Source organism: Pseudomonas sp. GD03842, from assembly GCF_029841165.1.
Lineage (GTDB): Bacteria > Pseudomonadota > Gammaproteobacteria > Pseudomonadales > Pseudomonadaceae > Aquipseudomonas.
Genome location: NZ_JAOCEA010000003.1, coordinates 398,128 through 423,855, shown reverse-complemented (window position 1 = coordinate 423,855; position 25,728 = coordinate 398,128). Strand labels below are relative to the sequence as shown.

Sequence of the window (25,728 nt, the reverse complement as noted above, 5' to 3'; positions counted from 1 at the left end):
ATTGAACTCACAGGGCATTAATCGGAATTTTCAGATACCGCACGCCATTGGCCTCGGCTTCCGGCAAGTGTCCGCTGCGCATGTTCACCTGCACCGACGGCAGGATCAGCGCGGGCATGGCGAGGGTGGCATCGCGGGCTTCACGCATGGCCACGAAGTCATCTTCACCAAGGCCGTCATGCACATGGATGTTGTGCTTGCGTTGGGCGTCGACTGTCGTCAGGTATTCGATCGGTCGGCCGTTCGGGCGGTAGTCGTGGCACATGTAAATCAGCGTGTCGGTGGGTAACGCCAGGATTTTTTTGATGGAGCGATACAGCGTTCTGGCGTCACCGCCGGGGAAATCGCAGCGGGCGGTGCCGTAATCCGGCATGAACAGGGTATCGCCGACGAACGCCAGCGTGTGGTCGCCCGCGCTGATCACATAGGTCATGCAGGCCGGCGTGTGGCCGGGCGTGTGCAACGCCTGCGCGTTGAGGCTGCCGATGAGAAAATGGTCGCCATCCTCGAACAAGGCATCGAACTGGCTGCCGTCACGCTTGAACTGATCGCCCTCATTGAACAGCGCGCCAAATGCCCGCTGAACATCGGTGATATGGCTGCCTATCGCGATTTGGCCCCCTAGCCTGTCCTTCAGATAAGGGGCGGCGGACAGGTGGTCGGCATGCACATGGGTTTCCAGAATCCACCTCACCCGCACACCCAGTTGCTGCACGCGCGAAACCAGAGCGTTAGCCGACTGCGTATGGGTACGGCCTGATTTGGAATCGAAGTTCAGCACGCTATCAATGATCGCGCCGCTCAGGGTCAAGCGGTCTACCACCAGGTAACTGAAAGTAGAGCTGGCATCATCCAGAAAAGCCTCGACCAGAATATTGTCGTCGATGAGCATGCCGCCCTCCTGTTGCCATGGTGGAACGGCCGCACACACGTGCGGCCGGTGCGCGTCGGGATCAGTAGCTTTTGTAGGGCAGGAACTTGCCGGACAGCACGACATTGACCCGGTCGCCCTTGGGGTCCGGCTGGCGCTGAATGTCCATGGAGAAATCGATCGCGCTCATGATGCCGTCGCCGAATTCTTCATGGATCAGCTCCTTGATGGTGGTGCCGTAGACGTTCACCAGTTCGTACCAGCGATAGATCAGGGGGTCAGTTGGCACCGACGTCGGCAGCGAGCCCTTGTACGGTGTCACTTGCAGCCAGGCCACGGCCTCATCCGATAGCTCGAACAGCTTGCCCAGGGTCTCGGCTTGAGATTTGTCGAAGGTCATCTGGCCCAGGCAGCCGGCGGTGGTCCACTCCTTGGACAGGCCGATACGCTCCGCCACGTCACGCCATTTCAAGCCTTTGCTGACTTTGGCGGCGAGAATCATCTGGGTCACTTGGTCGCGATTGGAAATCATGGAAACCTCTCTCATCAGTCATGCAGGGGATTGTCAAACAGGGTTCAGGCGACGATGCGCAGCTTGGAACTGGACGGGCCATCGGGCCCCGAAGGTGGACCGTCATCGGTGAGGCCGGGATAGACGATCAGCGGCTCGGCGGGCGTGGCGGCTTGCGCGTTCTGCTCCTGAATGGTTTTGGAGCGGCGCACCAGAAAGTCCACCAAGTGGTTGCGGATACGGTAGAACTGCGGGTCATGGTGAATGGTTTCCCGCGAGCGGTCGCGAGGCAGCGTGTTGATGACGATTTCGGCGATGCGCGCATGGGGGCCGTTGCTCATCAACATGATCTTGTCGGCCAGCAAAATCGCCTCGTCGACATCGTGGGTGATCATGTACACAGTCTGCTGGGTGGCGGCGCAAATGCTCAGCAGCTCGTCCTGAATCACCCCACGGGTCAGGGCATCCAGTGCGCCGAACGGCTCGTCGAGCAACAGCATCTGCGGCTCCACCGAAAACGCGCGGGCAATGCCGACACGCTGCTTCATGCCGCCAGACAATTGGCTGGGCTTCTTCTGCCCGGCCCCTTTCAGGCCGACCATCTCTAGAAAGCGCGTACCGTGTTCCGCCACCTGCGCCTTCGACCACTCCGGGTGGCGCGAGCGCACGGCGAAGGCAATGTTTTGATCCACCGTCATCCACGGCAGCAGCGCGTGGTTCTGAAACACCACACCGCGATCCAGGCTCGGGCCGGACACCTCACGGCCGCCCATCACCACCGTCCCGCTGCTGGCCTCGTCCAGCCCGGCGAGAATGTTGAGGATGGTGCTTTTGCCGCAACCGGAGTGGCCGATCACGCACACGAACTCGCCGCGCTGGATGGAAAAACTGATCTCTTCGAAAACCGGCGCAGAAGCGGCACCGTAGCGCTTGGTCAGCCCTTCGACCTTGATGAACGCGGGCGTGCGGCTGGCGTTTTCATTCAGCATAAGTCACCTTTTTTTGCAGGGTGGCGAAGAGCAGATCCAGCAACATGCCCATCACGCCGATCATGAGCACGGCGAAGATCACGTTGGACAGCGACAGGTTGTTCCATTCGTTCCAGACGAAGTAGCCGATGCCGGTGCCGCCAATCAGCATCTCGGCGGCGACGATGACCAGCCAGGCGATGCCCATGGAAATGCGCATGCCGGTGATGATCGTCGGCGCCGCGGCCGGCAACACCACCATGAACGCCTTGCGCAACGGGCTGACCTCCAGAGTGCGGGCGACGTTGAGCCAGTCCTTGCGCACCGCGGCAACGCCGAAAGCGGTGTTGATCAGCATCGGCCATACCGAACAGATGAAGATCACGAAAATGGCCGACACCGACGAATCCTTGATCGTGTAGAGCGCGATCGGCATCCAGGCCAGCGGCGAGATCGGCTTGAGCACCTGAATGAACGGATCGAGGGCGCGGTACAGCAGCGGCGACATGCCGATGGCAAAGCCCAGCGGAATCGCCACCAGCAAGGCGATCAGGTAACCGATGGCGACCCGCCCCAGCGAATGCGCCAGTTGAATGCCGATGCCTTTCTCATTGGGGCCACGGTCATAGAACGGGTCGCTCAGTTGTTTGAGCGCCAGGGCCGAGAACTCGGCGGGCGTCGGAAAACCATTGGCCTTGCGTTGCTCGCTGCTGAGGCTTTTGCCCATCAGCATGGCGTACTCTTCATCCATCGCCGCCTTCGCGGTTTTTGCTGTCGGCAAAGTCGCCAGCTGCCATACCAGCAGCAACGCCGCGAGCATGGCCAGCGACAGTAGCGCCGCCCTGAATCTCAGTGTGTTCATCCCCTGCTCCTCTTACGTGCGCTTGATGGCAAAGCCATCCAGATAGGCCTTGGGTTGGGTCGGATCGAATGGCCGGCCCATGACCGAAAACGCCTTGTAGCCAGACAGCGGTTCGACGCTGGCTTCACTCATCGCCAATTCACGCATTTGTTTGCGGGCATCGGTCATCAAAAACACCTGTTCGGCGATGCCGTTGAAATCCACATCACCCTTGATGTAGCCCCAGCGCTTGAGCTGAGTGAGCATCCAGGTCGCCATGGAATACCAAGGCATCGGATCGAAGTCCGAGCGTTCTGGGTGGTCCTGCACCACACCCAGGCCATCGGCGAAACGGCCGGTCAGCCCTTGGCGAATGACGATTTCTGGTTGGTTGAGGTAGTTCGGTGTGGAGATGGTCTGCGCAATCATCTTCCGGTTGGCCGGATCACGGGCCAACGCAGCGGCGTTGAGAATCGCCCGGTACAGCGCCGCGAATGTGTTGGGATTCTCTTCGATGAATTTCTGAGAAGTGCCGAACGAACAGCAGGGATGGCCGTCCCAGATGTCCTTGGAGAGGACATGGATAAAACCGATTTCGTCATACACCGCACGCTGGTTGAACGGGTCTGGGCCAAGAAAACCGTCGATGTTACCGGCGCGCAGGTTGGCGATCATCTCGGCGGGCGGCGTGACCCGCAGTTGCACATCGCGGTCGGGGTCCAGACCGTGCTCGGCCAAGTAGTAGCGCAGCAGGAAGTTGTGCATCGAGAACTCGAATGGAATGGCGAACTTGAAGCCCTTCCAGTTGCGAGGGTCGCGATTGTCCTTGTGCTTGAGCGCCAGAGTGATGGCTTGGCCGTTGGTGTTCTGAATGCTGGCGACACGCATGGGTTGAGCGTTGGAGCCCAGGCCTAGCGAGATGGTCAGCGGCATGGGCGCAAGAAAGTGCGAGGCGTCCAGCTCACCGTTGAGCATGTTGTCGCGCACCAGCGCCCAGCCGGCGGTCTTCTGCAAGGTCACGTTCAGCCCCTGAGCTTTATACAGGCCCAGCGGGTCGGCCATGATCAGCGGCGTAGCGCAGTTGATGGGAATGAAGCCAATCTTGAGGTTTTTCTTCTCCAACGCACCGTTCTTGTCTTCGGCCATCGCTTGCATGGCTTGAATCGGTAACAGGCTGTTGATCGCCGCCATGGCTGCGCCTACCCCCACCGCCTTGAGGAAGCGCCGGCGAGTGGCGTCATGGGGAAACAGAGCACGGATCGCCGCTGCCTCGACAAAATCACGGGACAGGCTTTCGGGATTTTGCCCTCGAGCCATTCGTGCGCGCTCCGCCTCGCTGTCGTGGACTGACTGGCTGGCATGCTGGCCGCAGCTGCAACCTGACAAAGGCGCGTCATCGCTGTACGGTCGGTAAAAGTTCTCGTCGCTCATGCCCGCAGTCCTTCTGGTAAATGATGTTCAGGCGGCTGCCTGGCCAACTTGCAAGCTGGACGCCATGTGGCCGTCCAGATCCTGTTCCATGCGCAGGTGCCCTTCGCCCTGTTCGACGATCCGCCAGGTGCCGGCCATTGATGGCAGGCCGCGGAGCACGATGGGCAACGATCGGGTTTTCAGGCGGATCACCGGTTGCACGTGGGCGTAACCCGCGTGTTCACGGCCCAGCAAGCCGTGGGCGACGACCTGAGCCTGCAAGGCAATTGGTTCTACGAAACGGCATGGCATGCCGGCCAGGCTGATGCAATCACCTAGTGCGTAGATATCGGCGTCACTGGTGACCAACGTCTGGGGATCAACTTGAATGCCCCGATCGAACGCCAGGCCAGCGTTGCGCGCCAAACGGCTCTCAGTCATCAGGCCGGTGGCGGCCACCACTTGGTCGAACTCGAAATGGCGATCGCATTCGGTGCTAACGGTTTTGCTGCCATCTGCCAAACCGCTGATCTGCGCGACCTGTACCGAGCCGATGAACTCGATACCCTGTCGGGATTGATTGCTTAGCAGCAATTCGGCCGCCAGATCGGGCAGCAGCCCTGCCAACGGCAACGGATTACGATCGATCAGCGTGACGCTGTGCCCTGCCCGGGCGAAGTCTTCGGCCAGCTCGCAACCCACCATGCCCGCGCCAATGATTGCAATGCGCTGCGCGCTTTCGCTCAGACGCTCCTGCAAGCCGGACCATTCGTTCAGGTTGTTGACGCGCCAGCACAAGGTCGGCGGCAAGGCCGCGGGCAGCGCCGGGCGTGCGCCTTGTGCCAGCACCAGCTTGGTATAGTTCAGGGTGCCGCGGGTAGTTCGCAGTTGATGCAGTGCTGGCGTCAGCCCTACCACGGAGGTTTCGCAGTACAGCCGTACCCCCAAACGCTGCGCAGCATCCTGCGCGGTTTCGCGAATCAGCGATTGCGCGGTCTGACCGCGGCTCACCGCCAACGACAATTCGGGCTTGTGATAGCGGTTGCCGTTACAGGCGCTGACCAGAGTGATCGGCACGCTACGGTCCAGTTCGCGAATGGCCTCGACAGCCGCCCAGCCGGCCAGACCGGCACCGACCACGACAATACCGGTGCCCTGCTGAAACATTGGTATCTGGCTGACCGCTGCCACTTCACGTTTGACGAACAGCTCAAAGTCGCTTTTGGTCACGCCACACAAAGGGCATTCCCAGTCGTCCGGAATGTCTTCGAAGCGCGTCCCCGGCGGCAGACCGCTGTCCGGGTCGCCCAGTGCTTCGTCGTAGATTACGCCGCAGGCGCGGCAGATGAATTGCAGCCAGGGTTTGGTCAGGGCGCTCATGCCGGCATCTCCTCTTTCATCAGGCGGGCCATTTCCCAGCGCAGGTGCTTGATCGCCGGGGTCACGATGGCGACGAAGTGCGCCTCACGGATGCGCCGCTGTGGCGCAGCACTCATGCGATAGCCCCGCGCGCCTTGATGCAGCAAGGCCGACTGCGACGCCTTGAGGGCAAGCTCGGCACCCTGAACCCGGGCGTCGAGGACATCCAGCAGGAAATCCTTGCTGGTTTCATACGGGGTACGGCACAGCCTGAGCACCCGCGAATTGAGATCATCGAGTTCAAATTGCAACTCGTCGGCGCCGTTGTGCAGGAACTGGTTGACATGGCCCAGCGTCGGCTCGACCTCACGGATCGAATCGATACTGCCCTGGGCAACACCGCTGGCCATCCCCGACTGCAACAGAATGAAGGCACCGCGAATGCGCTGAACAAATGGCCGTGCCGGATCGGCGATCAGGGCATCCTGTGGGACAAAATAATCGACCAGACGCACACCCCAGGTACTGGTGCCTTCCATGCCGGAAAATTCCGGGCAAGTCTTAAGTTCGACACGTTCATCGAGATCGAGCATGAACATGATTTCGTGGGAGATGGAGCCGTCGTTACGTTCCACGCCGGCGATAGCGCCGCAATACTGACCCCGGTTGATGTGGCTGACCCATGGCAACGCGCCATTGACCCGATAGCCACCGGGCACCGTGCGCGCGCGCAGGATCAGTGTTTCGATACCGGCCAGCGCCTTCATCGGGTTGGACAAGGCCGTACCGCCGAACGTCTGGCCTTGGGTGTGCAGCGCCAATCGCGACAGCAATGCGGTGTTGTCGGACTGGTCCATGTATAGGCCGCAGACGTCGTGGCACCACATCAAAAAGCCGGTGGAACCACAACTGCGACTGGCTTCATGCATGCTGCCCACTGCCACATCGAAACGCTGGCCCTGCGGCGTCAGGTGCGCGGCAAAGGCACCGGCCTGCGCGAGGGAAGCCATGATGTCCAGCGGATAATGCCCTTCATCGATCCGCTGAACCGATTCGGCCAAAGGCCCCATGGCAATGCGGCGGACCTCTGCGAGCACCTGGGAGTCATCACCCCAGTCTGCGGTGCGTTCCGCCGGTTCGAGTGCACGTGCGATGTTATTCATGGCAATCCCTCCCGTCAGTGTTTGCGTAAGCGGCGCGCTGGGTTCAGCGCTGCCGGTTCAATCGGCCAGGCTGATGCTGAACGGGATCGGGTTGCGCAGGGTGTTGGCCATTGGTGAGGCGTAGTTGGCCAGACGAACGATTTCGTCCAGGGTTTCACGGGAGGCATCGCCTTCCACCAGCACCTTGACGCGGATGTCCTGAAAGCCCATTTCCAGCGGCTGTTTCTCGGCACCACCCGCGCCCCAGGCAGATGGGTTACCGATATCGCCTTCGAGAAAGACTTCCAGCTTGCTGAGCTTGACGTTCATCCAGGTGGCCACGGCGGTGACGCCCACGGCGATGCAGCCGCCCAGGCCTGACAGAATGACTTCGCCGGGCGCCGGCGCGGTGTTTTCACCGAACAGGTGCAGCGGCTCGTCAACCACCACCGGCGTGTGATCGCCCACGTAGCTCAGGGTACGGAACACGCCTTGACCTACGGTATGGACCTTGTTCGTCCCACGGGTATGTGGGTTGTTGCGGCCCTTCTCGGCGAACGCCTCCAGGCCGGCCTGGTCGATTGGCTTCAGGTAAGTAGTGGCGACTTGAGCAGTTGTAGCGGACATGTTTGTTCTCCATTGGGCTGAGCAATGGGCTGGCTGCATGTGCAGCGCCCGTTCGCCAATGGGCTATCGCAACGGCTGTGCCAGATTCTATGAGCCGGATAGGAAATTTTTATTCGCTATAGAAATCAATAGGTTGAAATCGAAGGCTGGACTTTTACCAAGTTTCACCCCTTACAAGCGCCTCGCCTGAACGACCTTCAAATTGTCGACAATGTAAACAATGTCGACAATTTGTAAGCCTCACCCGCCTGCTAGGTTTGCAGCTTTTTCCAGCGGTAGTTGAATTGCCTAGCCGTCATTCCTAGCATCTGCGCAGCACGCGACTTGTTGCCCCCGCAGCGCTCGACAGCGTGTACCAGCTCATCCGCGGAATGAGAGCTGACCGCCACGTAGGGACGCACAAGCTCGTGATTGAACTCGGTCGCGGAGGCACTCCGCACAGCAGCAACGGGTGAGTTTTTCGCCCCGCGTGCCGGAAGAAAATGCTCGATGTCCCGCGCACTCAATACCGGCTTTTCGGCCAGCAGCACCAGCCGCTCGATCAAGTTGGACATTTCCCGGATGTTGCCAGGCCAACTGTGCCCTTGCAGACGCTCAATCGCACTCGCATCAAAGCTGACGTTACGCTGATTGGCCTGATTGATCCGGTTGAGAAACTGCAACGCCAGTGCGGGAATGTCCTCACGGCGACTGGCCAGGGTCGGCAGGTGAATCGGAATTACGTTGAGTCGGTAATACAGATCCTGGCGGAACACGCCTTGGCTGACCTCCCCGGCCAGATCACGGTTGGTAGCCGCCACCAGCCTGACATCCACCTTGATCTCGCGCTTGCCACCCAGCCGGGTAATGGTGCCCTCCTGCAACGTGCGCAGCAGCTTGGTCTGCATTGACAGTGGCAGCTCACCGATTTCATCAAGGAAGATCGTTCCGCCATCGGCCTGCTCGAACCAACCTTCGCGGGCTGTGTTAGCGCCCGTGAATGCGCCACGTTCATAGCCGAACAATTCAGACTCAAACAGCGTGTCGGGAATCGCGGCGCAGTTGATCTTGATGAACGGTTTGTCTTGCCTGGGACTGGCCAGGTGCAGTGCCCGTGCAAACAGCTCCTTGCCGGTGCCTGACTCGCCCAGTAGCAGCACACTGGCGGTGGAATTGGAGACCCTTTCCAACTCCGAAATGGCCTGGAGCAATTGCGGCGAGCTGCCGACGATGCCATAGCGATTGGTGCGGGTTTCCAGCGCTCGCACCAGCTGCTGATTGCGAATTTCCAGCGCCTCGGTCTTCTCTCTGATGTAGGCGCGCAGGTGCAGGATCTGGCCGACCATGGTCGCCAGAATCCGCAGGATGCTGATGTCGTCAGTCAACGGCCGCACCCGCATGCGGATTCGGTGCGTAGCGAGCACCCCGATGACTTTCTGCCCGATCATGATCGGCAAGGCGATATACGACACGGGGCCCGGTGGCAGCTTGGCCCGTTCGACCACGCGCCCCAGAAAGGATGGCTCCTTGTCGATGTCCTGAACAATGATCAATTGCCCACGGGCCAGCACCCGGCCTGTAATGCCCTCATCAGGCGCGTACACGCCGCGTTTGATTTCCTCTCGAGTCAGCCCGTAGGCGTAGCGGATGCGGGCGTGCTCTGACGCCTCATCGAACAGCACGATACGCCCACGATTCAAGCCCAACAGTTCGGACAGCAGATGCAGCATCTCGTTGAGCACCGTATCTGAAGTGAGGTCTTTGCCCATCAAGCCGGTGACCTGTTGGAGCAAAAGCATCTCTTGAGATCGCCAGAACGCCGGTGACGCTTCGATATCCTGATCAGTCGTTACGTTTCCCAATCGCTTTCTCCAGTTCCGTGCCGCGATGAGTGAAGAGCTACACAACGCTTCACTGACAGCCATGCAAGAACTCTTCCGCAACCCAGCGTAGTGGTCTGATGGGAGCGGACACCCATTCAGGCGAGAATGCTCGTCAGATAGAGGTGCCGGATGACCAAGCAACGTCCTTCCTTTTCCGCTGAATTCAAACGCGAGGCCGCAAGTCTCATGCTCGATCAAGGCTACCCATCCACGTCAATGACCGCTCGGAGACACTCCATAATTCTTTAGTGTGACTTCAGTGTCAGACCGTTGATTCGGCGGGAGAACCTTTGAGTATTCTTGTTACATCGTCCCTGATGATTCGTCCGCGCCGAGGCAGTCAATCAAATAGATCAGGTTGGCAACGTTTCTTTAAGGCTAAAAAGTGAGGAAACTGCAATGCTATCGCCAGTCGAGTATGAGAAACGCTATTTTCTAAACTTGGAGGGTGTTTAGGAAGCCAGGAACAATTCAAATCGACGTGCGCAGGCAACGTCGAACTCAGTGGCTAAATCTGTTTTAACGCCACTCGGCTTGATTGGCCGTATGTGCGATGGAACCTTTCTGACATACTGTTATGTAAGATTAGAAATGAATAAATGGATTTCATATGGCCTCTATCGTTGGTACATCTCTGTCGAGCGTTTCAATACGCGCAACTCCTGTTTCGGCAAAAGGTTCTAGTTCATATCTGACTAATCAAGTTCTTCAGCAAATTGGAAAAAAAGAAGGAGTACTTGATACCGAAGCTTTGAAAAAAGCAGGGTTAGGCCCAAGTTTCGCATCGTTTGATGTAACTGCCATCACACCAAACGAGCTAGGGCTAGTGAGTAAAAACCTATACGCATTAGGGTTGATCGATAAAACCACCGCGAACCTGATGATTTCGGCAGGCACGAATTTGAACTCTGTGGGTAATCAAACGGTACCCGACGGAAAATTCAATGCTCTCGATTATTTCGCTGCACGAATAGATAACCTTAATAAAGCGAGTGTCGGTAACAATCAATATGGTTTTCATGTGGTTCCAGACTACATAAAAACGGTCCATGCCCTGTTGAACTTGGACGATTTCGCTAAGAACCAAAGATCCTTGAGCCGCTCAGCTTCATCTATCAGTGGACAAGTTGCTGCAGCCCACCAAACGGGCGGCTTCAGCATTAAGATATAAGCTGTATCGCTGGATAGCAGCAACGCCCGACGATCAATACTGACCGAGCGGGCTAGCGACCCTTCCTCTATGGAAGGCTATCTCTTCTCGGCAGGGCTGCCCTGTAGAAGTTTGTTCAGAACAGAAACCAACTGATGGGCTTGAGTGCTGATCAACTGGCGCGTGAACTCATCGTGAGGGAGCTCGCCAGCGAAAGCTCTCTGCGCAAAGGGAAGTGTCACTTCATTAGGCGTCAGCATCACGCCCAGCTTTGTCAAGATGTCGCGCAGGTGGCTGATCCCTCGCACACCTCCGAATGGCCCCTGAGAAGCACTCATGACTGCTCCGATTTTTCCTGTCCAAGGTTCCGACCCCAGTGCTCCATCGACCTGGCGCGAGCTCCAGTCGATTGCATTCTTGAGCAGCGGCGGCACTGACCCGTTATATTCTGGCGTTGCAATCAATACGCCTTGATGGGAGCGAAGCAACTCGCGCAGTTCTATCGCACCTTGGGGTACACGATGCGCCTCCAAATCCTCATCGAAGATTGGCAGTTCGAGCGCTCTCAAATCGACGACCGTTACATCGGCGCCGTGTTGGCGTACTTTCCCAATAGAGAAGCTCAATAGTTTTTGGTTCAGGGAGCCCTCTCTTGCACTTCCTGCGAACGCGAGAATTTTTGGGTAGTTAGGCATTTATGGAGTCCGTTGAAGTTTGAGTGAAGTCACCTCGACGCGGTAAGGCCATCCAGCTTTACCGCGTCGAATCGTCGCGATGGTTAGACGTTATTCCTAGCTTGTGAGCTATTCCAGTGAAAAACGGGTATATGACTTATGCTCAGCATCGACTGGTCGACTCGATCGCAACGTGCAGCTGATAAAGGCATTGTTTACCCCATCGTTTGGACAATGCGCGGTGTTCGTGCAGAGTTCAATTGCGGGATTTTTCCTTACGAACGCCCGCCAACCTGGTCGGAGCGTCAAGGAAATCGAGCACAATTTTGTTGAAGTCTTCCGGCGCCTGTATGAAGGCGAAGTGGCTGGTGTTCGGAATGAACACGACCGAGGCGGTGGGGATAGACGCTGCGATATAGCGGGTATGCTCAGGCTTTATGACTTCGTCATGTTCGCCATCCACTACTAAGACCGGAGCCTGAATAGTTTTGAGTTGCGCAGGCGTCCAATCGGGCTGCGTGGCGTACATGCGCCCGAGCTCCGCATTCAGGTGCTCAAAGCCCTTCGGGGTAGGGGACAGCTGTTCATATTCACCGGAAGCACGTTGCAGAAACTGCGCGAACGCAGGCTTCTTGTCGGCATCGCTATACGTACCCTTCGTATCCACGTTCGCACCGAATGCGACAACCTTGCCTACCCGGTCCGGATACCGCATCGCCATATCCAGTCCGGTGATTCCACCATCGCTCCATCCAATGATGTGAGCCTTATCGATATGCAATAGATTCATCAATGCCACAGCATCGTCTGCAAACAGGTCGTAGCCTAAAGGCGCTTGATCGACACCGCTTCGCCCGTGGCCCCGCGTGTCGATGGAGACGACACGGAAGCGGCTCTTCAAGGCTTTGACCTGTGAGCTCAGATAGCTCGAATTAGCGGGGCCGCCGTGCAGCAAGATAACGGTAGGGCCTTTTCCAGAGTCTGCATAAGCCAACTGAATGCCATTGATCTCGGCCCGATGATAGACCGCTGAATCAAGCGGCGTCTCTGGGAGCTTCTCCCACGGGTTTGCGGCAGCGTATGCGGGAAGCTGAATTGTCGCGCTGACAAGGATCGAGAAGCCCAGCAATGATTTGAGAAGTGCAATCGTTTTTGACGAACATACAGCGGGCATATCAATTTTTTCCTTATTCTTTTCACTCGATGCAATTGCATCGGGTGACTGAGAGTAGTTTGCGAAAACACTATATCTTTGCAAGCACATTCAAAACCGGATACCGACACGTACATTTTCGCAAAATAAATTTAACCAACGGCTAACAGTCTCTTGAATGACTTGACTCAAAACAGTGCTGATGAGAATTGGTCTACCGGCTTTTCTGATGATTGGGACATGACGCCCATTGTGAAGATTTGGATTATTGCGTTTTTTTCAACGCACTTACCTATAAGCTGTATCTACAAGAGGTTCGTACAGTGTTTTCAATACACTCAGCTTTACGCTACCCGGTCGCAAAGGGGAGTAGGGCAATCTGGATATCGGCAGTCTCCGCCGCAATCTACCCTTGGCTTCTCACGGGCTTCCACTGGTTCGTTACGCTTCCAGACGCCTCGGGTCCTACGCATGGGCTGACAGCTCTTCGTGTCGTCTGCGCCACATTGATGCTGATGCTCGCGTTCTTTATTCCTTTGATAAATCTGTGGATCGCCGGTGCGCCAGAGTTGCAGAGTGCAGTGGCGCGCAGGTTCGCCCTCATTGCCATAGCTACGCCAGCAAGCTATGTGTTTTTTGGTGTACTGACCTATATGGCGGGCAGTCAAATCCCGGATGTCTGGAGCTGGTCACCCGCTTGGCTACTGATTGGCTCGGTAATCTGCGCCATGAATGGCAATGAGGGGCAACGTCGCCACGTCACGGCGTCTTCAAAACTGAGGTTTGCCCATGGTGTATGTGGATCATTGGCTTCGCTATATGCGTTGTTTCACATCGGGAATCACGCGGCAGGCATTTTCAGCGTGCAGCTTCATAGCGAGATCATGGAATTCGGTCGGGCAGTGTATCGGAGTACGCTAGGAGAGCCTCTGCTTGTGGCGGTGATGCTCTTCCAAGTCCTGAGTGGCATACGGCTGATCTGGTGCTGGAGCGAAGCGGCCGCCGACCGGTACCGCACCTTTCAGGTCGCCTCTGGTGCGTTCATGGCCCTTTTCATCCTCGGCCATATGAACTCAGTGTTTGTCTTCGCCCGCATATGGCTGGGAATTCCCACGGACTGGTCTTTCGCCACAGGAGAGCCGGCTGGGCTGATCCATGATTCCTGGAACATCAGACTTCTGCCGCACTACGCTATGGGTGTGTTCTTTACCCTAACCCACCTGTTAAGCGGGCTTCGGGTGGTACTGATCGCACACGGCACGCCCACTCATACCGCCAATCGCTTGTGGTGGACCGGAGGCGCGCTGAGCGGCGGGATCTGCGTAGTGATCATGTGTGGGATGTCAGGTTTACACCTTAACTGAGCAACCAATCGTCGACGGCCATGGCGGGATCGTCGCCAAGAAGGCCAATGACAAAGTCCACCACGGTTCTGATGCGTTTAGGCACATGTTGGCGAGCATGGTAGACAACATGGATTGGGAAGCGCCTCGCTGGGTACTCCGGCAGCAATTGCACAAGCCTGCCCGAGCCGATATCGGGCCCTGCCGTTAGATGGGACAGCATCGCAATGCCGAACCCATTCAGCACAGCGCGATGCACAGCTTCAGCATTATTGGCTTGCAGCCTGGCGTGAATGGGGACTGCAAGGGGTCCCTGCTTTGTCATGAACCACCATGTGCTGTCATAGCCGCCCCGACGATGCGTTATGCATTCATGCCTTCCCAATTCTTCAAGGCTTGTAGGCGCGCCCATCCGGGCCAGATACGCAGGGGCAGCCACCAGCAAGCCAGATGTCGAACCGACGCACCTCGCGATCAGGTCGCTGTCCGATACGACACCTGCCCGTACTTCTATATCTATCCCGTCACCAATCAGATCCGGCGACTGTTCCTGAATCAGCAACTCAACCGACAGACCCGGATGTTGGGACAAAAGACGACCCAAGTGGGTGCTCAAGTGAAGGCCGAAAGGCGCAGGAGCGGCCAATCGAACATGGCCAACAGCTTCCTGATTGCGATGCCTGGTAGCTTCGAGCAAGGATTCGGCACAACTCAGCAGTTCGGTCGCCAAAGGGAGCAACATCAATCCTTCCTCGGTGAGCGCTACCTGGCTGGTCGATCGGTTCAACAAGCGCATGTCCAAATGCGACTCCAATGCACTGACTTGGCGGGACACTGCAGGTTGGGTTCGATTGAGTGCCTGGGCCGCTGCGGAAAACGATCCGCATTGCGCGACTTTCACAAAGGTTTTGATGGCTGAAACCAGATCCAAAGATGCTCTTCCGCAGGTGAGGAGGCCGGCGCGCGCCGACCCGAAACGTTGAGGCATAACCTATATGTCGGCAACTCATTGGTGCCTACTGCGAACGAACTTTAGTGTTGAACGCCATTTACCGGCAAGCCGCGAATCCAGAGATAAACGTTGTCTGGACGAGCGTTGCCTTTACTGTACACCGGAAGGAAGAATGAACCCGCGAGTTTTATCTGCCCCATCCCCCGAACGCCTGCAATTTGCTCAGATTCGCACGGTGCTGCTATGTGCGTTCATAGCATTGATGGACGGCTTCGACATTCAGGCAATGGCCGTAGTCACCCCCCAGTTGCTCGATATTTGGCATATGAAGGCGGGTGAGTTCGCCCCAGTATTATCAGCCTCATTCGCCGGCATCATGCTTGGAACGATTCTGCTCGGTCAGGCTGGAGATCGGCTGGGCCGTCGTAAGGTCATCTTGTTCGCATTTACCGTAGTGGGCCTGGCCTCCATAGCAACCGCTCTCGCCACCCGTGTCGAAATCATGATGGTGCTGCGCTTCGTCACAGGTTTCGCCATCGGGGGGTGCCTGCCCAACGTCACAGCGCTGACCGCTGAGGCATTGCCGGCTCGTTTCACGGGGCGAGCCGTGACGGCAATGTACTGCTTTGTTCCTCTCGGCGGCATGCTCGGTGGTGTGGCGGGCAGCCAACTCATCGAACGGTTTGACTGGCAAGCCGTGTTCATCATTGGGGGCGTGCTCCCGCTCGTCACATTGTTAGCGCTCCTGCGCTGGCTTCCGGAGTCTTCAACGGTGGCTGACTCTCACAGAGTCGACTCTCGACTGTTACTGGGACGACCTCAACTGACGCGGCAAGTCCGCGCTTTGTTCCAACCTCGATTGCGACGTGTCTCGACGCTGCTGTGGATGACTTTTTTCTGCAGCATGGCTTCCACCTATCTGCTGTCCAGCTGGCTTCCTACTCTCTTCAAAGCCGCGGGCAGGACGCTTCCGGACGCGATTCACATGATGTCTCTGTTTCAATTCGGGGGAGTGCTCGGGGGCTTGTTGCTCGGCCACCTAGTTGACCGTGGTTGGATTCGCTCCCTGCCGATGAGCTTTGTAATTGGCGGTTGTATGTCAATGCTGATCGCCTGGATGAATCAAGCTTCCGTCTACCTTTCAGCCGTCGTGGTGCTCGCAGGCGCTGGCGTCATCGGTTCACAGCTATGCATCAATGCCTTGTGCGCCAGACTCTACCCGGAAACCTTACGCGCATCCGGCATTGGCTGGGCGCTCGGAATAGGCCGCAGTGGCGCTATTGCCAGCCCTTACCTTGGGGGGCTGGCAGTTTCCTCAAGTTCTGGCTGGGAAAGCGTCTTCATAGCCGCGGCCGCACTTACCCTATTATGCGGTTTGAGCACAGCACTGCTGGCCGCCACTCGTACCGGGCAACCAATGGACTAAGTTTTTTAGCCCGAATTGGGTCGTTACTCGAGACCGCTCGCGACGGCAACATGGCCTCCGATGCCGCGTGTCAGATTTATTCCGTTTCCTGATGCACGCCGAAGCCGTCCAAGTCTTCTGCCCTGTAAATCGACCGCTGTGCCCGCCTCCTGCCCTTGTTCCAACTGACCAAGGGCCCACGACCCGCGAGAACCGCAGCCACATGCTCGACCTCAAATCGAAACAAAATGCTCACGCCCCCGGCTGGCCCAATCTCAATTATCGCCACGGGCTGACAGCCGCAGCGTTCGTCTCAGTATTGATGCTGGCCGGTTGCAAAGAACCCAAAGCCTCAAGCGCAGACGCTCCGGTCGCTGACGTTGATGTCGTCACCGTTGAACGCAAGCCTGTCAAGCAATGGGACGAGTTCAATGGCCGGATAAGCGCTATCGACACGGTCCAGATTCGTCCCCGAGTAACGGGATATGTGGAGCGCGTTGCGTTCAAGGAGGGCGACGAGGTTCGCAAAGGTGACTTGCTGATAGCGATTGACCCCCGCAGATATCAAGCTGCGCTGGACAGCGCACAGGCGAGGTTAGAGCGGGCGAAGGCATCACTTTCGATGACACAGTTGCAAGACCGTCGCGCCCAAACGCTGGTGCAAAACAACGCTATGTCAAAGGAAAATGCCGACACCCGCCGTGCAAATTACCTGCAGAGCCAAGCCGATGTGAGAGACGCGGTTGCCGCGGTCGCCCTCGCAAAACTTGATCTGGAATTCACTCAAGTACGCTCCCCCATCAATGGCCGGGCCAGCCGCGCCCAGTTGACGCTGGGGAACCTGGCTGTGGCCGATCAAACCGTTTTGACTTCCGTGGTATCCCAAGACCCCATGTACGTTTACTTCGACCCCGATGAGCACAGCTATCTTCGTTACCGTGAGCAAGCGCGCGCTTCGAAAGACGGCCACGCCACGCTGACCGTCCGGGTTGGCCTCGCCAACGACCGGGGTTTTCCACACACCGGCGAAGTGGATTTCACAGATAACCAGATGGACGCGTCGACGGGGACCATCCGGTTGCGTGCTCGCCTTTCCAATTCAACTCACCTCTTCACGCCAGGGCTGTTCGCTCGCGTATCGCTCTCTAATAACGAAGAGAACGGCACGATACTCATTGACGACAAGGCCGTGCTCACCGATCAGGATCGCAAATTCGTCTATGTATTGGTCGAAGGGGACAAAGCGGAGCGTCGGGACATTACAGTTGGCCGAATTAATGGAGGGCTTCGTGTGGTCGAGTCGGGACTCGAGCCAGGGGACAAAGTCATTGTGAATGGACAGCAGCGAATCTATTTCTCCGGCGCACCGGTGAGGCCGTCGGAAGTTGCCATGAAAACTTCGCAGAACTGAGGGCTTAAGCTGTGGACTTTTCAAAATTCTTCATTGAACGCCCCATCTTCGCCATCGTTTTGTCAATCATTATTACGGTCGTCGGGCTGATAGCGATTCCGCTAATGCCCGTAAGTGAATATCCTGAAGTCGTACCGCCCAGCGTTGTCGTCCGTGCCAGTTATCCCGGTGCGAACCCCAAGGAAATCGCCGAATCCGTTGCCACTCCCCTTGAGGAGGCGATCAATGGCGTCGAAGGCATCATGTACATGAAATCTGTGGCCGGTTCGGATGGCACGTTGCAGGTGGTGGTCACTTTTCTCCCAGACATCGATCCGGACACTGCGGCTGTGCGCGTTCAAAACCGAGTGAGCCAAGCCCTATCCAGGCTACCGGAGCAGGTCCGGCAGTTCGGTGTGACCACGCAAAAGCAATCCCCTACACCCTTGATGTATGTGTCGCTTCTCTCGCCCAAAAACACTTACGACGCGCTTTATCTTCGCAACTACCTCACTTTGCATGTCAAGGATGAGCTATCGAGGTTGAAGGGCATTGGAGACGTGGGCCTTTACGGCTCGGGCGATTACGCGATGCGAATCTGGCTGGATCCCGACAAGCTAGCCTCACGCGGTCTCACCGCAACGGATGCGTTGAACGCGGTACGAGAACAAAACGTACAGGTCTCCGCTGGGCAGCTGGGCGCCGAGCCCTCTCCAAAAGCAACCGATTTCTTGATATCGATCAACGTTCAAGGCCGGCTTCGCTCCGAAAAGGAATTCTCCGAGATCATCTTGAAAAGCGGTAACAATGGCCAAGTCGTACGGTTGGGTGATGTCGCACGCGTCGAGCTAGGCGCAGGCGATTACACGATGCGCACTTTCCAGGACAACAAAAACTCGGCCACCGCCGGCATCTTTTTGTCACCCGGCGCAAACGCTTTGGGTGTTGCCGAGCAAGTCTATAAAAAGTTAGATCAGCTCGCCGCGGACTTCCCTCAGGATATGACGTACCGAGCGGTGTGGGACCCAACGGTGTTCGTGCGTGATTCAATCAGCTCCGTGAAGCACACGCTTTTCGAAGCAGTAATATTGGTGGTCTTGGTCGTCATTCTTTTTTTGCAGAACTGGCGTGCTTCGATCATTCCGCTTTTAGCAGTGCCTGTGTCGGTGATAGGGACATTCGCCTTCCTATATTTGCTCGGATACTCAATCAACACGCTGACGCTGTTCGGTTTGGTGCTGGCAATCGGCATCGTCGTGGATGACGCCATCGTCGTGGTGGAAAACGTCGAGCGGTACATTGAGCAAGGCATGCCTCCTCGAGCGGCTGCGCACGCTGCAATGCGGGAGGTCTCCGGTCCCATTATCGCCATCGCCTTGGTGTTGTGCGCCGTGTTTGTACCAATGGCCTTCCTGAGCGGGGTCACCGGTCAGTTCTATAAACAGTTTGCCGTCACCATTGCCGTCTCGACGATCATTTCAGCAATCAACTCCCTGACACTGTCGCCTGCGCTAGCGGCCAAATTGCTGCGCGATCACCATGGGCCGAAGGACTGGCTATCACGCCGTATGGATTCCGGTCTAGGGTGGATCTTCCGACCGTTCAATCGATTTTTCCTCCGCAGCTCGAAGCGCTACGAAGGCACGGTCTCAAGGTTGCTCGGTCGTAGTGGGGCAGTATTCGTTGTGTACATACTCCTGCTCGGCGCTACGGTCTGCCTGTTCAACTCAATCCCCGGCGGATTCATCCCCACCCAAGACAAGCTCTACTTGTTTGCGGGCGCTAAGCTGCCAGAAGGAGCGTCATTATCCCGGACGGATGCCGTCACACGGCAATTGGGAGAGATTGCTCATCACGTCGAGGGCGTAGACATCGTCCCAGCCTACGCAGGGTTCAACGCTCTGCAGTCCGTGAATACCCCAAATGTGACCGCTTCCTACATCATCCTCAAACCATTCTCCGAGCGCACTCGCAGTGCCGCTGAAATTAATGCCGAACTGAATACGAGATTTGCGGCGATCAAGGATGGATTCGCCTATGCGCTCCTGCCTCCGCCGATACAGGGGTTAGGAAACGGGTCGGGATATTCGCTTTATTTGAAAGATCGTGGCGGGCTTGGTTATGGCGCCCTGCAGAGTGCGCTGAACGCTTTTATCGCCGAAGTGGCCAAGACGCCGGGCATGACGTACCCAGTAAGCTCTTATCAGGCGAACATTCCACAGCTTGAGGTACGTGTTGATCGAGTCAAGGCAAAAGCGCAAGGCGTTTCTCTGACCAGTCTATTTGAAACACTCCAGACATATTTAGGATCGGCGTATGTCAATGACTTCAATCAGTTTGGCAGGGTGTATCGGGTGCTCGCGCAGGCTGAAACAGCGCACCGCCAAACTGCGCAAGACATTGGAAATCTGCGCACCCGAAACGACCGCGGGGACATGGTGCCCATAGGGTCGATGATCAGTGTGGTGCCTACATTCGGGCCTGACCCGGTGGTGCGCTACAACGGTTTCCCAGCTGCCGACGTTATCGGAGACTCCGACCCCGCTATCCTTTCATCAGCCCAGGTGATTGAAAAACTCACCGAGATAGCAGGGAAGGTCCTGCCTCACGGCATTGAGCTGGAGTGGACGGACTTAAGTTACCAACAAGTGAGCCAGAATAACGCTGCGCTGATCGTATTTCCCCTGGCCGTCATGCTGGTATTTCTGGTCTTGGCGTCGCTTTATGAGAGCTGGACCCTGCCCTTTTCAGTCATCCTCATTGTGCCAGTCTGTATGTGTTCCGCTTTACTGGGGGTCTGGGCCACCGGCGGCGACAACAATGTCTTCGTTCAAGTGGGGCTAGTGGTGCTGATGGGGCTGGCTTGTAAAAACGCCATTTTGATCGTGGAATTTGCTCGGGAGTTGGAAATGAAGGGCAAGTCAGTCGTGGCGGCAGCGCTGGAGGCATGTCATCTGAGATTACGTCCAATCATCATGACCTCGGTAGCTTTCATTGCCGGCTCAGTCCCGTTACTGATAGGACACGGCGCAGGAAGCGAGGTGAGGCTGGCCACAGGGGTAACCGTTTTCGGCGGCATGCTAGGCGTCACGCTTTTCGGTCTTTTCCTGACACCGGTGTTTTATGTGGCGTTGAGAAAACTAGCGCTGCGACACGCGGCAGTGCGCGTGGAGAAGGCGGTAGATCTCAGCGCTTGAGCAAGGTCGGAGGGCGCGCCTGTACCGAACGCTCAGATCGGTCGGCGCAGCCCCTCGTACGCAGCTTTTTTCGTCACCTCAGGATCTGTATCTCTGGCAAACCAAGCTCAGGGCCTGCTCGAGCAAATCAATGAGTTCAACGCTGTCGAAGGGTTTAGCTAATACACCCAAGACGTTCGATGGTCTGGCCTGTACCCCATGTCCAAAAGCCAGAGACGCCGTCATGAGAATGATTGGAGTGGACGCGCAGCTAGCGTTTAAAATTTCGGCGAGTTGCCAACCGCTAAGGCCCGGCATCTGGATGTCGGTCAAGACGCATTGGATACGAGGAAATTGAACGGATTTCAAAAAGATTTCTGCGCTTTCGAAGCAGTGGCAAGAGTAGCCATAGGACCTGAGCAGACTCGCTAACGAGTCGCGTACCATACGGTCGTCATCTATGACCGCTAGATTTGTAGTGGTAGACATTTGCACCTGCACCGGCTTAGTGAGGGCTTCCTCGCTGCCGAATGTGACGGCTGATTGGGTTGTAGCCAAGCCCTCAGACGAAAGCGGCCATGCCGAGAGCGTCGGCGTCATGACAGATCCACGGCAAATTGCATGCCCCCAGCCAACAGTCCTTGTCGAAAATAAAAACGCTGACCTAAAGCATTGCCCAAGGCCGTATCTAGTACTAAACGGTTGCAACCAGCGCGGCCCGCGATAGCTTTCAAGTCCCTTATCAGCAGAGCACCTATACCAGTTCCCCTGATGGACTCGGTAGTGATCAGGTCGTCTACGTACAGGAAATGGCCGTGTATCATATTTGTCATCATTCGATAACCGGCTAGCCCCACAGGGGAGCCGGCTTGCAGCACCGCAAGTATCCTATAGCCCTCTGGCCGTTGGCGTCGGGCGCAAACAAGCAAGTCATCGGCAGACTTCAGCTGAGGCCGAAGTTGTCTCATGACTTCAAAGCAACGCTTGATATCCGAATCAGATTCCATAAGCTGCAGCGTGACGTTCGAGAAAACTTCGTCCATCAATGACTCCTAAGCAGTGGCGGCGGTATTGCAAGTGCGCTGCAGGTTCACAGGTCAGCGGGCTTCAGCAGGCAAGGGGATCTACACTTCAACGTGAACGCTCTTCTCACGTCAGATAGTATCGGCACCAGCCTATTTCATTTAACTAATAGTGTTGCCTTCGATCCACCCTGCTGCAGATAAATCAGTTTTAACCATTGAAACCCTCACGGCGCCCGTCCCTGCGTGTAAAGTCCATCCGCGCGTTGGGAGCTTTTAATTAAAACGTCATGGGTGCTCTTCGTCTGTTCGTTCAAACGACTTCGCTTACGGAGTTAATTCGAGCGGCATCGGCCAGGGCCTAAGGAATATTCATGTCACTGTACACACTGCTACTTGCCACGGTTGTGAACGTCAACAAAGAACTGCCGGTTCAGGGTAGCCTGACACTCGATGATTGCACGAAAGCTGCGATGGAGGCTTTAACGCAACAGTACAACTACGCAAAGTGTCGGCCTACGCAACCAGAGCGGCCTGTAGTGTTCGTCAAACTTCCTTCAGGTGTGATCACTGAGGTGGAACGCCAGCCAGGAGGGTATAAACTTTCCGGGGAGTACACTGCAGCGGACGATGCGTTCGTTGCAACCGCGCTGGGCAGGCCTTCTAGCCTCGTCCACTCACGTACTCATCAGTCGGGCCCTGACCATCTGAGGCTTGAAAAGTCACCTGAATCGATAGCGGCTGAGTGACCATCGCCGGGAGGCGAATTTTTATTCATCCGACCGCTTACTGTTAACAGCAAAACGATACTAGCCGTTATCACGGCCCCGGCCACGATCAACGAACGGGGGGAAGGCTACGCTCGCTGTACTCCACTAAACGTCCACCCGACCCCAAGATAATTGGAGCACCCGAAATCTCGGGAATTGGTCATTTACGTAATACACCGACCCGTCTATAAAAAGTGCTTGTATCGAGGAGGAACTCTTGTGGCTCGAGTCATCATCATTCTGACGACAATTTTAGGCGCGGCGATGGCCGCAAACGGCATTTTCATGCTGTCCTCACCCGAGATTTGGTTCTCGGTGGTGCCTGGCGTAGGTAGGACCGGGCTGTTCAATCAGCACTTCATCCGAGATATCGGGATTCTCTATATCTTCATTGGTGGCGGTTTTGTTTACGGCGCTTTGAACCCCGCTTACCGCCTGTTCCTCTGGACCTCTGCGACGCTGTGGCTCACCTGTCATGCTATTTTTCATTATCTTGAGGTCATGACTGGGATCTGTTCGCCCTCATACCTAATCACCGAGTTTCCAGCTGTCACTTTACCTGCTGTGATCGGCGTGATCGCGACACTATACGCCCTCGGCAGCCACCGCCGAAACTTGGCCCAGCATAATAAATAAATCCTCTATGCCTGTTTCCATTGCTCTCCGTTGTGTGAGCGGACCATCATTTTATCTGGTGTCGCTGAGCTGACGCGCAGTTCGTTTTGAGACCCAAGATCAATCGCCCGACGCTTCGGTTGTTCGCGGTAGGGTTTCTCCACACGGATCGTTATTTACGGGTCCAACCCACAGCTTTCCAGGAAAGGATAAAAAGTTGGTAGGCAAGAACTTCGCAGGCGTCATTGCGTTTATGAAGGTGGCGTCGACGCAGAGCTTCAGTGCGGCAGCACGAGAGCTTCGTATATCCGTTCCGGCGGTCAGCAAAAGCATTAGTCGATTGGAAGCGCAGTTGGACGTTCGGTTGCTGGAGCGAACGACTCACCAGGTTAATTTGACGCGTGAGGGACGTCATTTTTTTGAAAACTGTTTCAGCAGTGTGGATCACGTCGTAAAGTCAGCGCATGAGCTAAAGGCGTTTGCGTGCACCGAGGCGGGCACTGTTCGAATCAGCTCCACGGTTGGCTTCGGTCGTAAATGCGTAGCGCCGCTGCTCCCGACGTTTTGTAAAAGATACCCGGATATCAAAATAGAATTCGAACTCACTGATCGCTTGGTTGATTTTGCGGATGGGCAATATGATCTTTCGATTCGTAATGGCCGCTTGGTGGACTCGGGAATCATCGCCCGAACGCTTGCCCCCATGCGAATGATCATTTGTGCAGCACCAAGCTATCTGGAACGAGCGGGCACACCTGAGACAATTCAAGATTTGCGTAACCACAAAATCATTGGGTTCCGCCGCGCTTATTCTGGCAAGACATACTCGTGGGAATTAGCCGTGGACGGTGAGCTCGTTCGACTTCCCATCCCGGAACACGTGGTCTTTGACGATGTTGGGCTGATTACCATGTCGGCCGTCGCTGGGATTGGCATCGCTCAACTGGCGAATTATCAAATCGATGATCTGTTGGAAAGCGGTCAACTGGTTCCGCTACTGACAGACACTGTGGCTGAGGGCCGGGCCCATTATCTGTGCTACAGAAGCCGCCACAATATCCCCGTGCGTACTCGGTTGTTCATCGATTACCTCATGAGCTGCTTCAATTCGTCTGAAGCTTCAAGGAAATACTCTGTACCGCTGAGACAGACGACCAATCAAGCGCATTGATCGCTGGATAGCGAGTCAGCTCAGTGTTTTCGTTCCAGGGGCGTGCCAGCCGACCACGGGCCAGTGGGCTCCATGGCATCACCGCGATGCCTTGGTCCGCGCACAGCGGCAGCATTTCCCGCTCTTCCTCGCGGTACAGCAGATTGAGGTGACTCTGCATGCTGACGAACTGGGTCCAACCGTGCAGCTTGGAGTTGTACAGGGCCTTGTTGAATTGCCAGGCCGACATGGACGACGCGCCGATGTAACGAGCTTCCCAGCCTTTACCACGTCGTGCAGCGCCTCGAGCGTTTCCTCGATGGGCGTTCGCTCGTCCCACTGGTGTATTTGGTAGAGGTCAACATAGTCGGTGTCCAGTCGACGCAAGCTGTTGTCGATCTCGTTGAAAATAGCCTGGCGTGACAGCCCGGCTCGGTTGGGCCCTTGGCCCATCCGATTGAAGACCTTGGTGGCGATTACAGCTTCGCTGCGTCGGGCGAAGTCACGCAAAGCGCGACCGACGATTTCCTCCGAGGTACCGTCTGAATAGCTATTGGCGGTATCGAAGAAGCTGATTCCGAATGCCGGTCTGCCGCAGGAGAAACATCCGTTCGATCGACTAACCGATGCCGACTGGAGTCGTCAGTGGAACTTGCCGAATGCGGTGTAACGGTGAATGCGGTGGCCCCTGGGTCGCTGGTAACGCCGATGTTCGCCAAGTTCCTGCAACCCAGTGAAAGTTGGGAGGAGGCGATGCAGCGCTACCTGCCGCAAATACCCTTGCATCGACTCGGCTCGGCGCAGGAAATCGCCGAGACCATCGCTTCGATCTACAGAAACTGGTAGGCATTCCCGATGCCGAGTTCCAGGTGTTGGTCACCGAGCGCAGTGGTCGCGATACCTCGACCAAGTGTCCGACCTCAGAGCCGGTTTCGTGTCCGCATCGACCATGGACATCTAAAGTGCCGACCAGACCTTGCACCTGACCAAGCTGTTCTATCGCCAAACCTTTCTCGGCAAGACGCTGGATCTGAAATTCGGCCACCTGCCGGCGGGCGACGATTTCGACGTAGCCACCTGCGAATTCCAGAAGTGGACATTCTGCGGATCACTCGGCGGCCATGGTGCCGGAGTGTGGTACAGCGCGCCGATCAGCCAGTGGGGCGGAGGGGGAGAAACAGCCTCTGCGTGCGGTCGCTGTCGCGCGGGGCATAGTGCGTCGTACCACACGTCGTAGGGTCATTACCTGTGCCGGAATTTAATGTCAGCGATAAACGTGCGCGCCGACTGCGTTTGCTTGAACGGTACAGGCAGCGAGACGATTACGGCGCCGGCTG

The 25,728-nt window shown here is 56.6% G+C and carries 22 protein-coding genes and 1 pseudogene; 9 read left to right on the top strand and 14 right to left on the bottom strand.

What is annotated here, in order from left to right:
* Nucleotides 1-7 precede the first annotated feature (7 nt).
* The 9 genes from N5D61_RS06875 to N5D61_RS06835 form a co-directional block, all read right to left on the bottom strand.
* Nucleotides 8-892: an MBL fold metallo-hydrolase gene (locus N5D61_RS06875; protein WP_279891568.1), complete on the bottom strand. Its 885-nt coding sequence runs from the start codon at nucleotides 890-892 to the stop codon at nucleotides 8-10.
* A gap of 61 nt (nucleotides 893-953) precedes the next feature.
* Entirely contained in the window at nucleotides 954-1,403 is a 450-nt protein-coding gene (gene cynS, locus N5D61_RS06870) for a cyanase (protein WP_108236309.1), read from the bottom strand.
* A gap of 44 nt (nucleotides 1,404-1,447) precedes the next feature.
* Nucleotides 1,448-2,371, bottom strand: a complete 924-nt coding sequence (locus tag N5D61_RS06865; protein WP_108236308.1) for an ABC transporter ATP-binding protein — start codon at nucleotides 2,369-2,371, stop codon at nucleotides 1,448-1,450.
* A complete protein-coding gene (gene ntrB / locus N5D61_RS06860; protein ID WP_108236436.1) occupies nucleotides 2,361-3,212 on the bottom strand; it encodes a nitrate ABC transporter permease in 852 nt (283 codons plus the stop codon). The genes N5D61_RS06865 and ntrB overlap by 11 nt, the downstream gene beginning before the upstream one ends.
* A gap of 12 nt (nucleotides 3,213-3,224) precedes the next feature.
* Entirely contained in the window at nucleotides 3,225-4,622 is a 1,398-nt protein-coding gene (locus N5D61_RS06855) for a CmpA/NrtA family ABC transporter substrate-binding protein (protein WP_279891567.1), read from the bottom strand.
* 27 nt (nucleotides 4,623-4,649) lie between these two features.
* Nucleotides 4,650-5,981, bottom strand: coding sequence for an FAD-dependent oxidoreductase (locus tag N5D61_RS06850; protein WP_108236306.1), 1,332 nt, complete (start codon nucleotides 5,979-5,981; stop codon nucleotides 4,650-4,652).
* Nucleotides 5,978-7,123, bottom strand: coding sequence for an acyl-CoA dehydrogenase family protein (locus N5D61_RS06845; RefSeq protein WP_108236305.1), 1,146 nt, complete (start codon nucleotides 7,121-7,123; stop codon nucleotides 5,978-5,980). The genes N5D61_RS06850 and N5D61_RS06845 overlap by 4 nt, the downstream gene beginning before the upstream one ends.
* 57 nt (nucleotides 7,124-7,180) lie before the next feature.
* Nucleotides 7,181-7,729, bottom strand: coding sequence for an OsmC family protein (locus N5D61_RS06840; protein WP_177410996.1), 549 nt, complete (start codon nucleotides 7,727-7,729; stop codon nucleotides 7,181-7,183).
* Nucleotides 7,730-7,980: 251 nt separating this feature from the next.
* Nucleotides 7,981-9,507, bottom strand: a complete 1,527-nt coding sequence (locus N5D61_RS06835) for a sigma 54-interacting transcriptional regulator (RefSeq protein WP_279891566.1) — start codon at nucleotides 9,505-9,507, stop codon at nucleotides 7,981-7,983.
* A gap of 694 nt (nucleotides 9,508-10,201) precedes the next feature.
* On the opposite strand from N5D61_RS06835, the gene N5D61_RS06830 reads away from it, so the two are divergent.
* On the top strand, nucleotides 10,202-10,762 hold the full coding sequence (locus tag N5D61_RS06830; RefSeq protein WP_279891565.1) for a hypothetical protein: 561 nt from the start codon (nucleotides 10,202-10,204) through the stop codon (nucleotides 10,760-10,762).
* Nucleotides 10,763-10,839: 77 nt separating this feature from the next.
* On the opposite strand, the gene N5D61_RS06825 is transcribed toward N5D61_RS06830, so the two are convergent.
* Both N5D61_RS06825 and N5D61_RS06820 read right to left on the bottom strand, forming a co-directional pair.
* Nucleotides 10,840-11,436 (bottom strand): NAD(P)H-dependent oxidoreductase, encoded by a 597-nt coding sequence (locus tag N5D61_RS06825; RefSeq protein WP_108236301.1) that lies wholly within the window; start codon nucleotides 11,434-11,436, stop codon nucleotides 10,840-10,842.
* A 235-nt stretch (nucleotides 11,437-11,671) separates the two neighbouring features.
* Nucleotides 11,672-12,589 carry an alpha/beta hydrolase gene (locus N5D61_RS06820; protein WP_108236300.1) on the bottom strand — a complete coding sequence of 306 codons (918 nt, stop codon included), beginning with the start codon at nucleotides 12,587-12,589 and terminating at the stop codon, nucleotides 11,672-11,674.
* Nucleotides 12,590-13,077: 488 nt separating this feature from the next.
* On the opposite strand from N5D61_RS06820, the gene N5D61_RS06815 reads away from it, so the two are divergent.
* Complete coding sequence (locus N5D61_RS06815; RefSeq protein ID WP_146749657.1) at nucleotides 13,078-13,932, top strand: hypothetical protein; 855 nt, start codon at nucleotides 13,078-13,080, stop codon at nucleotides 13,930-13,932.
* Here the strand turns inward: N5D61_RS06815 and N5D61_RS06810 are convergent.
* Entirely contained in the window at nucleotides 13,925-14,842 is a 918-nt protein-coding gene (locus tag N5D61_RS06810; RefSeq protein WP_279891564.1) for a LysR family transcriptional regulator, read from the bottom strand. The genes N5D61_RS06815 and N5D61_RS06810 overlap by 8 nt on opposite strands.
* A gap of 193 nt (nucleotides 14,843-15,035) precedes the next feature.
* Between N5D61_RS06810 and N5D61_RS06805 the strand changes: the two genes are divergently transcribed.
* The 3 genes from N5D61_RS06805 (at nucleotide 15,036) to N5D61_RS06795 (ending at nucleotide 20,855) form a co-directional block, all read left to right on the top strand.
* A complete protein-coding gene (locus tag N5D61_RS06805) occupies nucleotides 15,036-16,289 on the top strand; it encodes an aromatic acid/H+ symport family MFS transporter (RefSeq protein ID WP_279891563.1) in 1,254 nt (417 codons plus the stop codon).
* Between the two features lie 202 nt (nucleotides 16,290-16,491).
* Entirely contained in the window at nucleotides 16,492-17,679 is a 1,188-nt protein-coding gene (locus tag N5D61_RS06800; protein ID WP_177410997.1) for an efflux RND transporter periplasmic adaptor subunit, read from the top strand.
* Nucleotides 17,680-17,690: 11 nt separating this feature from the next.
* Nucleotides 17,691-20,855 (top strand): multidrug efflux RND transporter permease subunit, encoded by a 3,165-nt coding sequence (locus N5D61_RS06795; RefSeq protein ID WP_108236297.1) that lies wholly within the window; start codon nucleotides 17,691-17,693, stop codon nucleotides 20,853-20,855.
* A gap of 575 nt (nucleotides 20,856-21,430) precedes the next feature.
* Here N5D61_RS06795 and N5D61_RS06790 read toward each other — a convergent pair.
* Nucleotides 21,431-21,877, bottom strand: a complete 447-nt coding sequence (locus N5D61_RS06790) for a GNAT family N-acetyltransferase (protein WP_279891562.1) — start codon at nucleotides 21,875-21,877, stop codon at nucleotides 21,431-21,433.
* Nucleotides 21,878-22,230: 353 nt separating this feature from the next.
* On the opposite strand from N5D61_RS06790, the gene N5D61_RS06785 reads away from it, so the two are divergent.
* The 3 genes from N5D61_RS06785 (at nucleotide 22,231) to N5D61_RS06775 (ending at nucleotide 24,412) form a co-directional block, all read left to right on the top strand.
* Nucleotides 22,231-22,605, top strand: coding sequence for a hypothetical protein (locus N5D61_RS06785; RefSeq protein WP_108236294.1), 375 nt, complete (start codon nucleotides 22,231-22,233; stop codon nucleotides 22,603-22,605).
* A gap of 240 nt (nucleotides 22,606-22,845) precedes the next feature.
* A complete protein-coding gene (locus N5D61_RS06780; RefSeq protein ID WP_218565110.1) occupies nucleotides 22,846-23,262 on the top strand; it encodes a hypothetical protein in 417 nt (138 codons plus the stop codon).
* 196 nt (nucleotides 23,263-23,458) lie between these two features.
* Complete coding sequence (locus N5D61_RS06775; RefSeq protein ID WP_279891560.1) at nucleotides 23,459-24,412, top strand: LysR family transcriptional regulator; 954 nt, start codon at nucleotides 23,459-23,461, stop codon at nucleotides 24,410-24,412.
* 10 nt (nucleotides 24,413-24,422) lie between these two features.
* Here N5D61_RS06775 and N5D61_RS06770 read toward each other — a convergent pair.
* Nucleotides 24,423-24,970, bottom strand: a pseudogene (locus N5D61_RS06770) (aldo/keto reductase); the annotation flags it as partial.
* Nucleotides 24,971-25,036: 66 nt separating this feature from the next.
* Between N5D61_RS06770 and N5D61_RS06765 the strand changes: the two are divergent.
* Complete coding sequence (locus N5D61_RS06765) at nucleotides 25,037-25,237, top strand: SDR family oxidoreductase (RefSeq protein ID WP_279891558.1); 201 nt, start codon at nucleotides 25,037-25,039, stop codon at nucleotides 25,235-25,237.
* The last annotated feature ends 491 nt before the right edge of the window (nucleotides 25,238-25,728 follow it).

Bases quoted from the DNA above. Each gene is read 5' to 3' on its own strand.
- N5D61_RS06820 (WP_108236300.1), bottom strand. From the start codon at position 12,589: ATGCCCGCTGTATGTTCGTCAAAAACGATTGCACTTCTCAAATCATTG.
- N5D61_RS06800 (WP_177410997.1), top strand. From the start codon at position 16,492: ATGCTCGACCTCAAATCGAAACAAAATGCTCACGCCCCCGGCTGGCCC.
- N5D61_RS06850 (WP_108236306.1), bottom strand. From the start codon at position 5,981: ATGAGCGCCCTGACCAAACCCTGGCTGCAATTCATCTGCCGCGCCTGC.
- N5D61_RS06875 (WP_279891568.1), bottom strand. From the start codon at position 892: ATGCTCATCGACGACAATATTCTGGTCGAGGCTTTTCTGGATGATGCC.
- N5D61_RS06830 (WP_279891565.1), top strand. From the start codon at position 10,202: ATGGCCTCTATCGTTGGTACATCTCTGTCGAGCGTTTCAATACGCGCA.
- N5D61_RS06805 (WP_279891563.1), top strand. From the start codon at position 15,036: ATGAACCCGCGAGTTTTATCTGCCCCATCCCCCGAACGCCTGCAATTT.
- ntrB (WP_108236436.1), bottom strand. From the start codon at position 3,212: ATGAACACACTGAGATTCAGGGCGGCGCTACTGTCGCTGGCCATGCTC.
- N5D61_RS06835 (WP_279891566.1), bottom strand. From the start codon at position 9,507: ATGCTTTTGCTCCAACAGGTCACCGGCTTGATGGGCAAAGACCTCACT.
- N5D61_RS06855 (WP_279891567.1), bottom strand. From the start codon at position 4,622: ATGAGCGACGAGAACTTTTACCGACCGTACAGCGATGACGCGCCTTTG.
- N5D61_RS06840 (WP_177410996.1), bottom strand. From the start codon at position 7,729: ATGTCCGCTACAACTGCTCAAGTCGCCACTACTTACCTGAAGCCAATC.
- N5D61_RS06865 (WP_108236308.1), bottom strand. From the start codon at position 2,371: ATGCTGAATGAAAACGCCAGCCGCACGCCCGCGTTCATCAAGGTCGAA.
- N5D61_RS06845 (WP_108236305.1), bottom strand. From the start codon at position 7,123: ATGAATAACATCGCACGTGCACTCGAACCGGCGGAACGCACCGCAGAC.
- cynS (WP_108236309.1), bottom strand. From the start codon at position 1,403: ATGATTTCCAATCGCGACCAAGTGACCCAGATGATTCTCGCCGCCAAA.
- N5D61_RS06815 (WP_146749657.1), top strand. From the start codon at position 13,078: ATGCTGATGCTCGCGTTCTTTATTCCTTTGATAAATCTGTGGATCGCC.
- N5D61_RS06785 (WP_108236294.1), top strand. From the start codon at position 22,231: ATGTCACTGTACACACTGCTACTTGCCACGGTTGTGAACGTCAACAAA.
- N5D61_RS06825 (WP_108236301.1), bottom strand. From the start codon at position 11,436: ATGCCTAACTACCCAAAAATTCTCGCGTTCGCAGGAAGTGCAAGAGAG.
- N5D61_RS06790 (WP_279891562.1), bottom strand. From the start codon at position 21,877: ATGGACGAAGTTTTCTCGAACGTCACGCTGCAGCTTATGGAATCTGAT.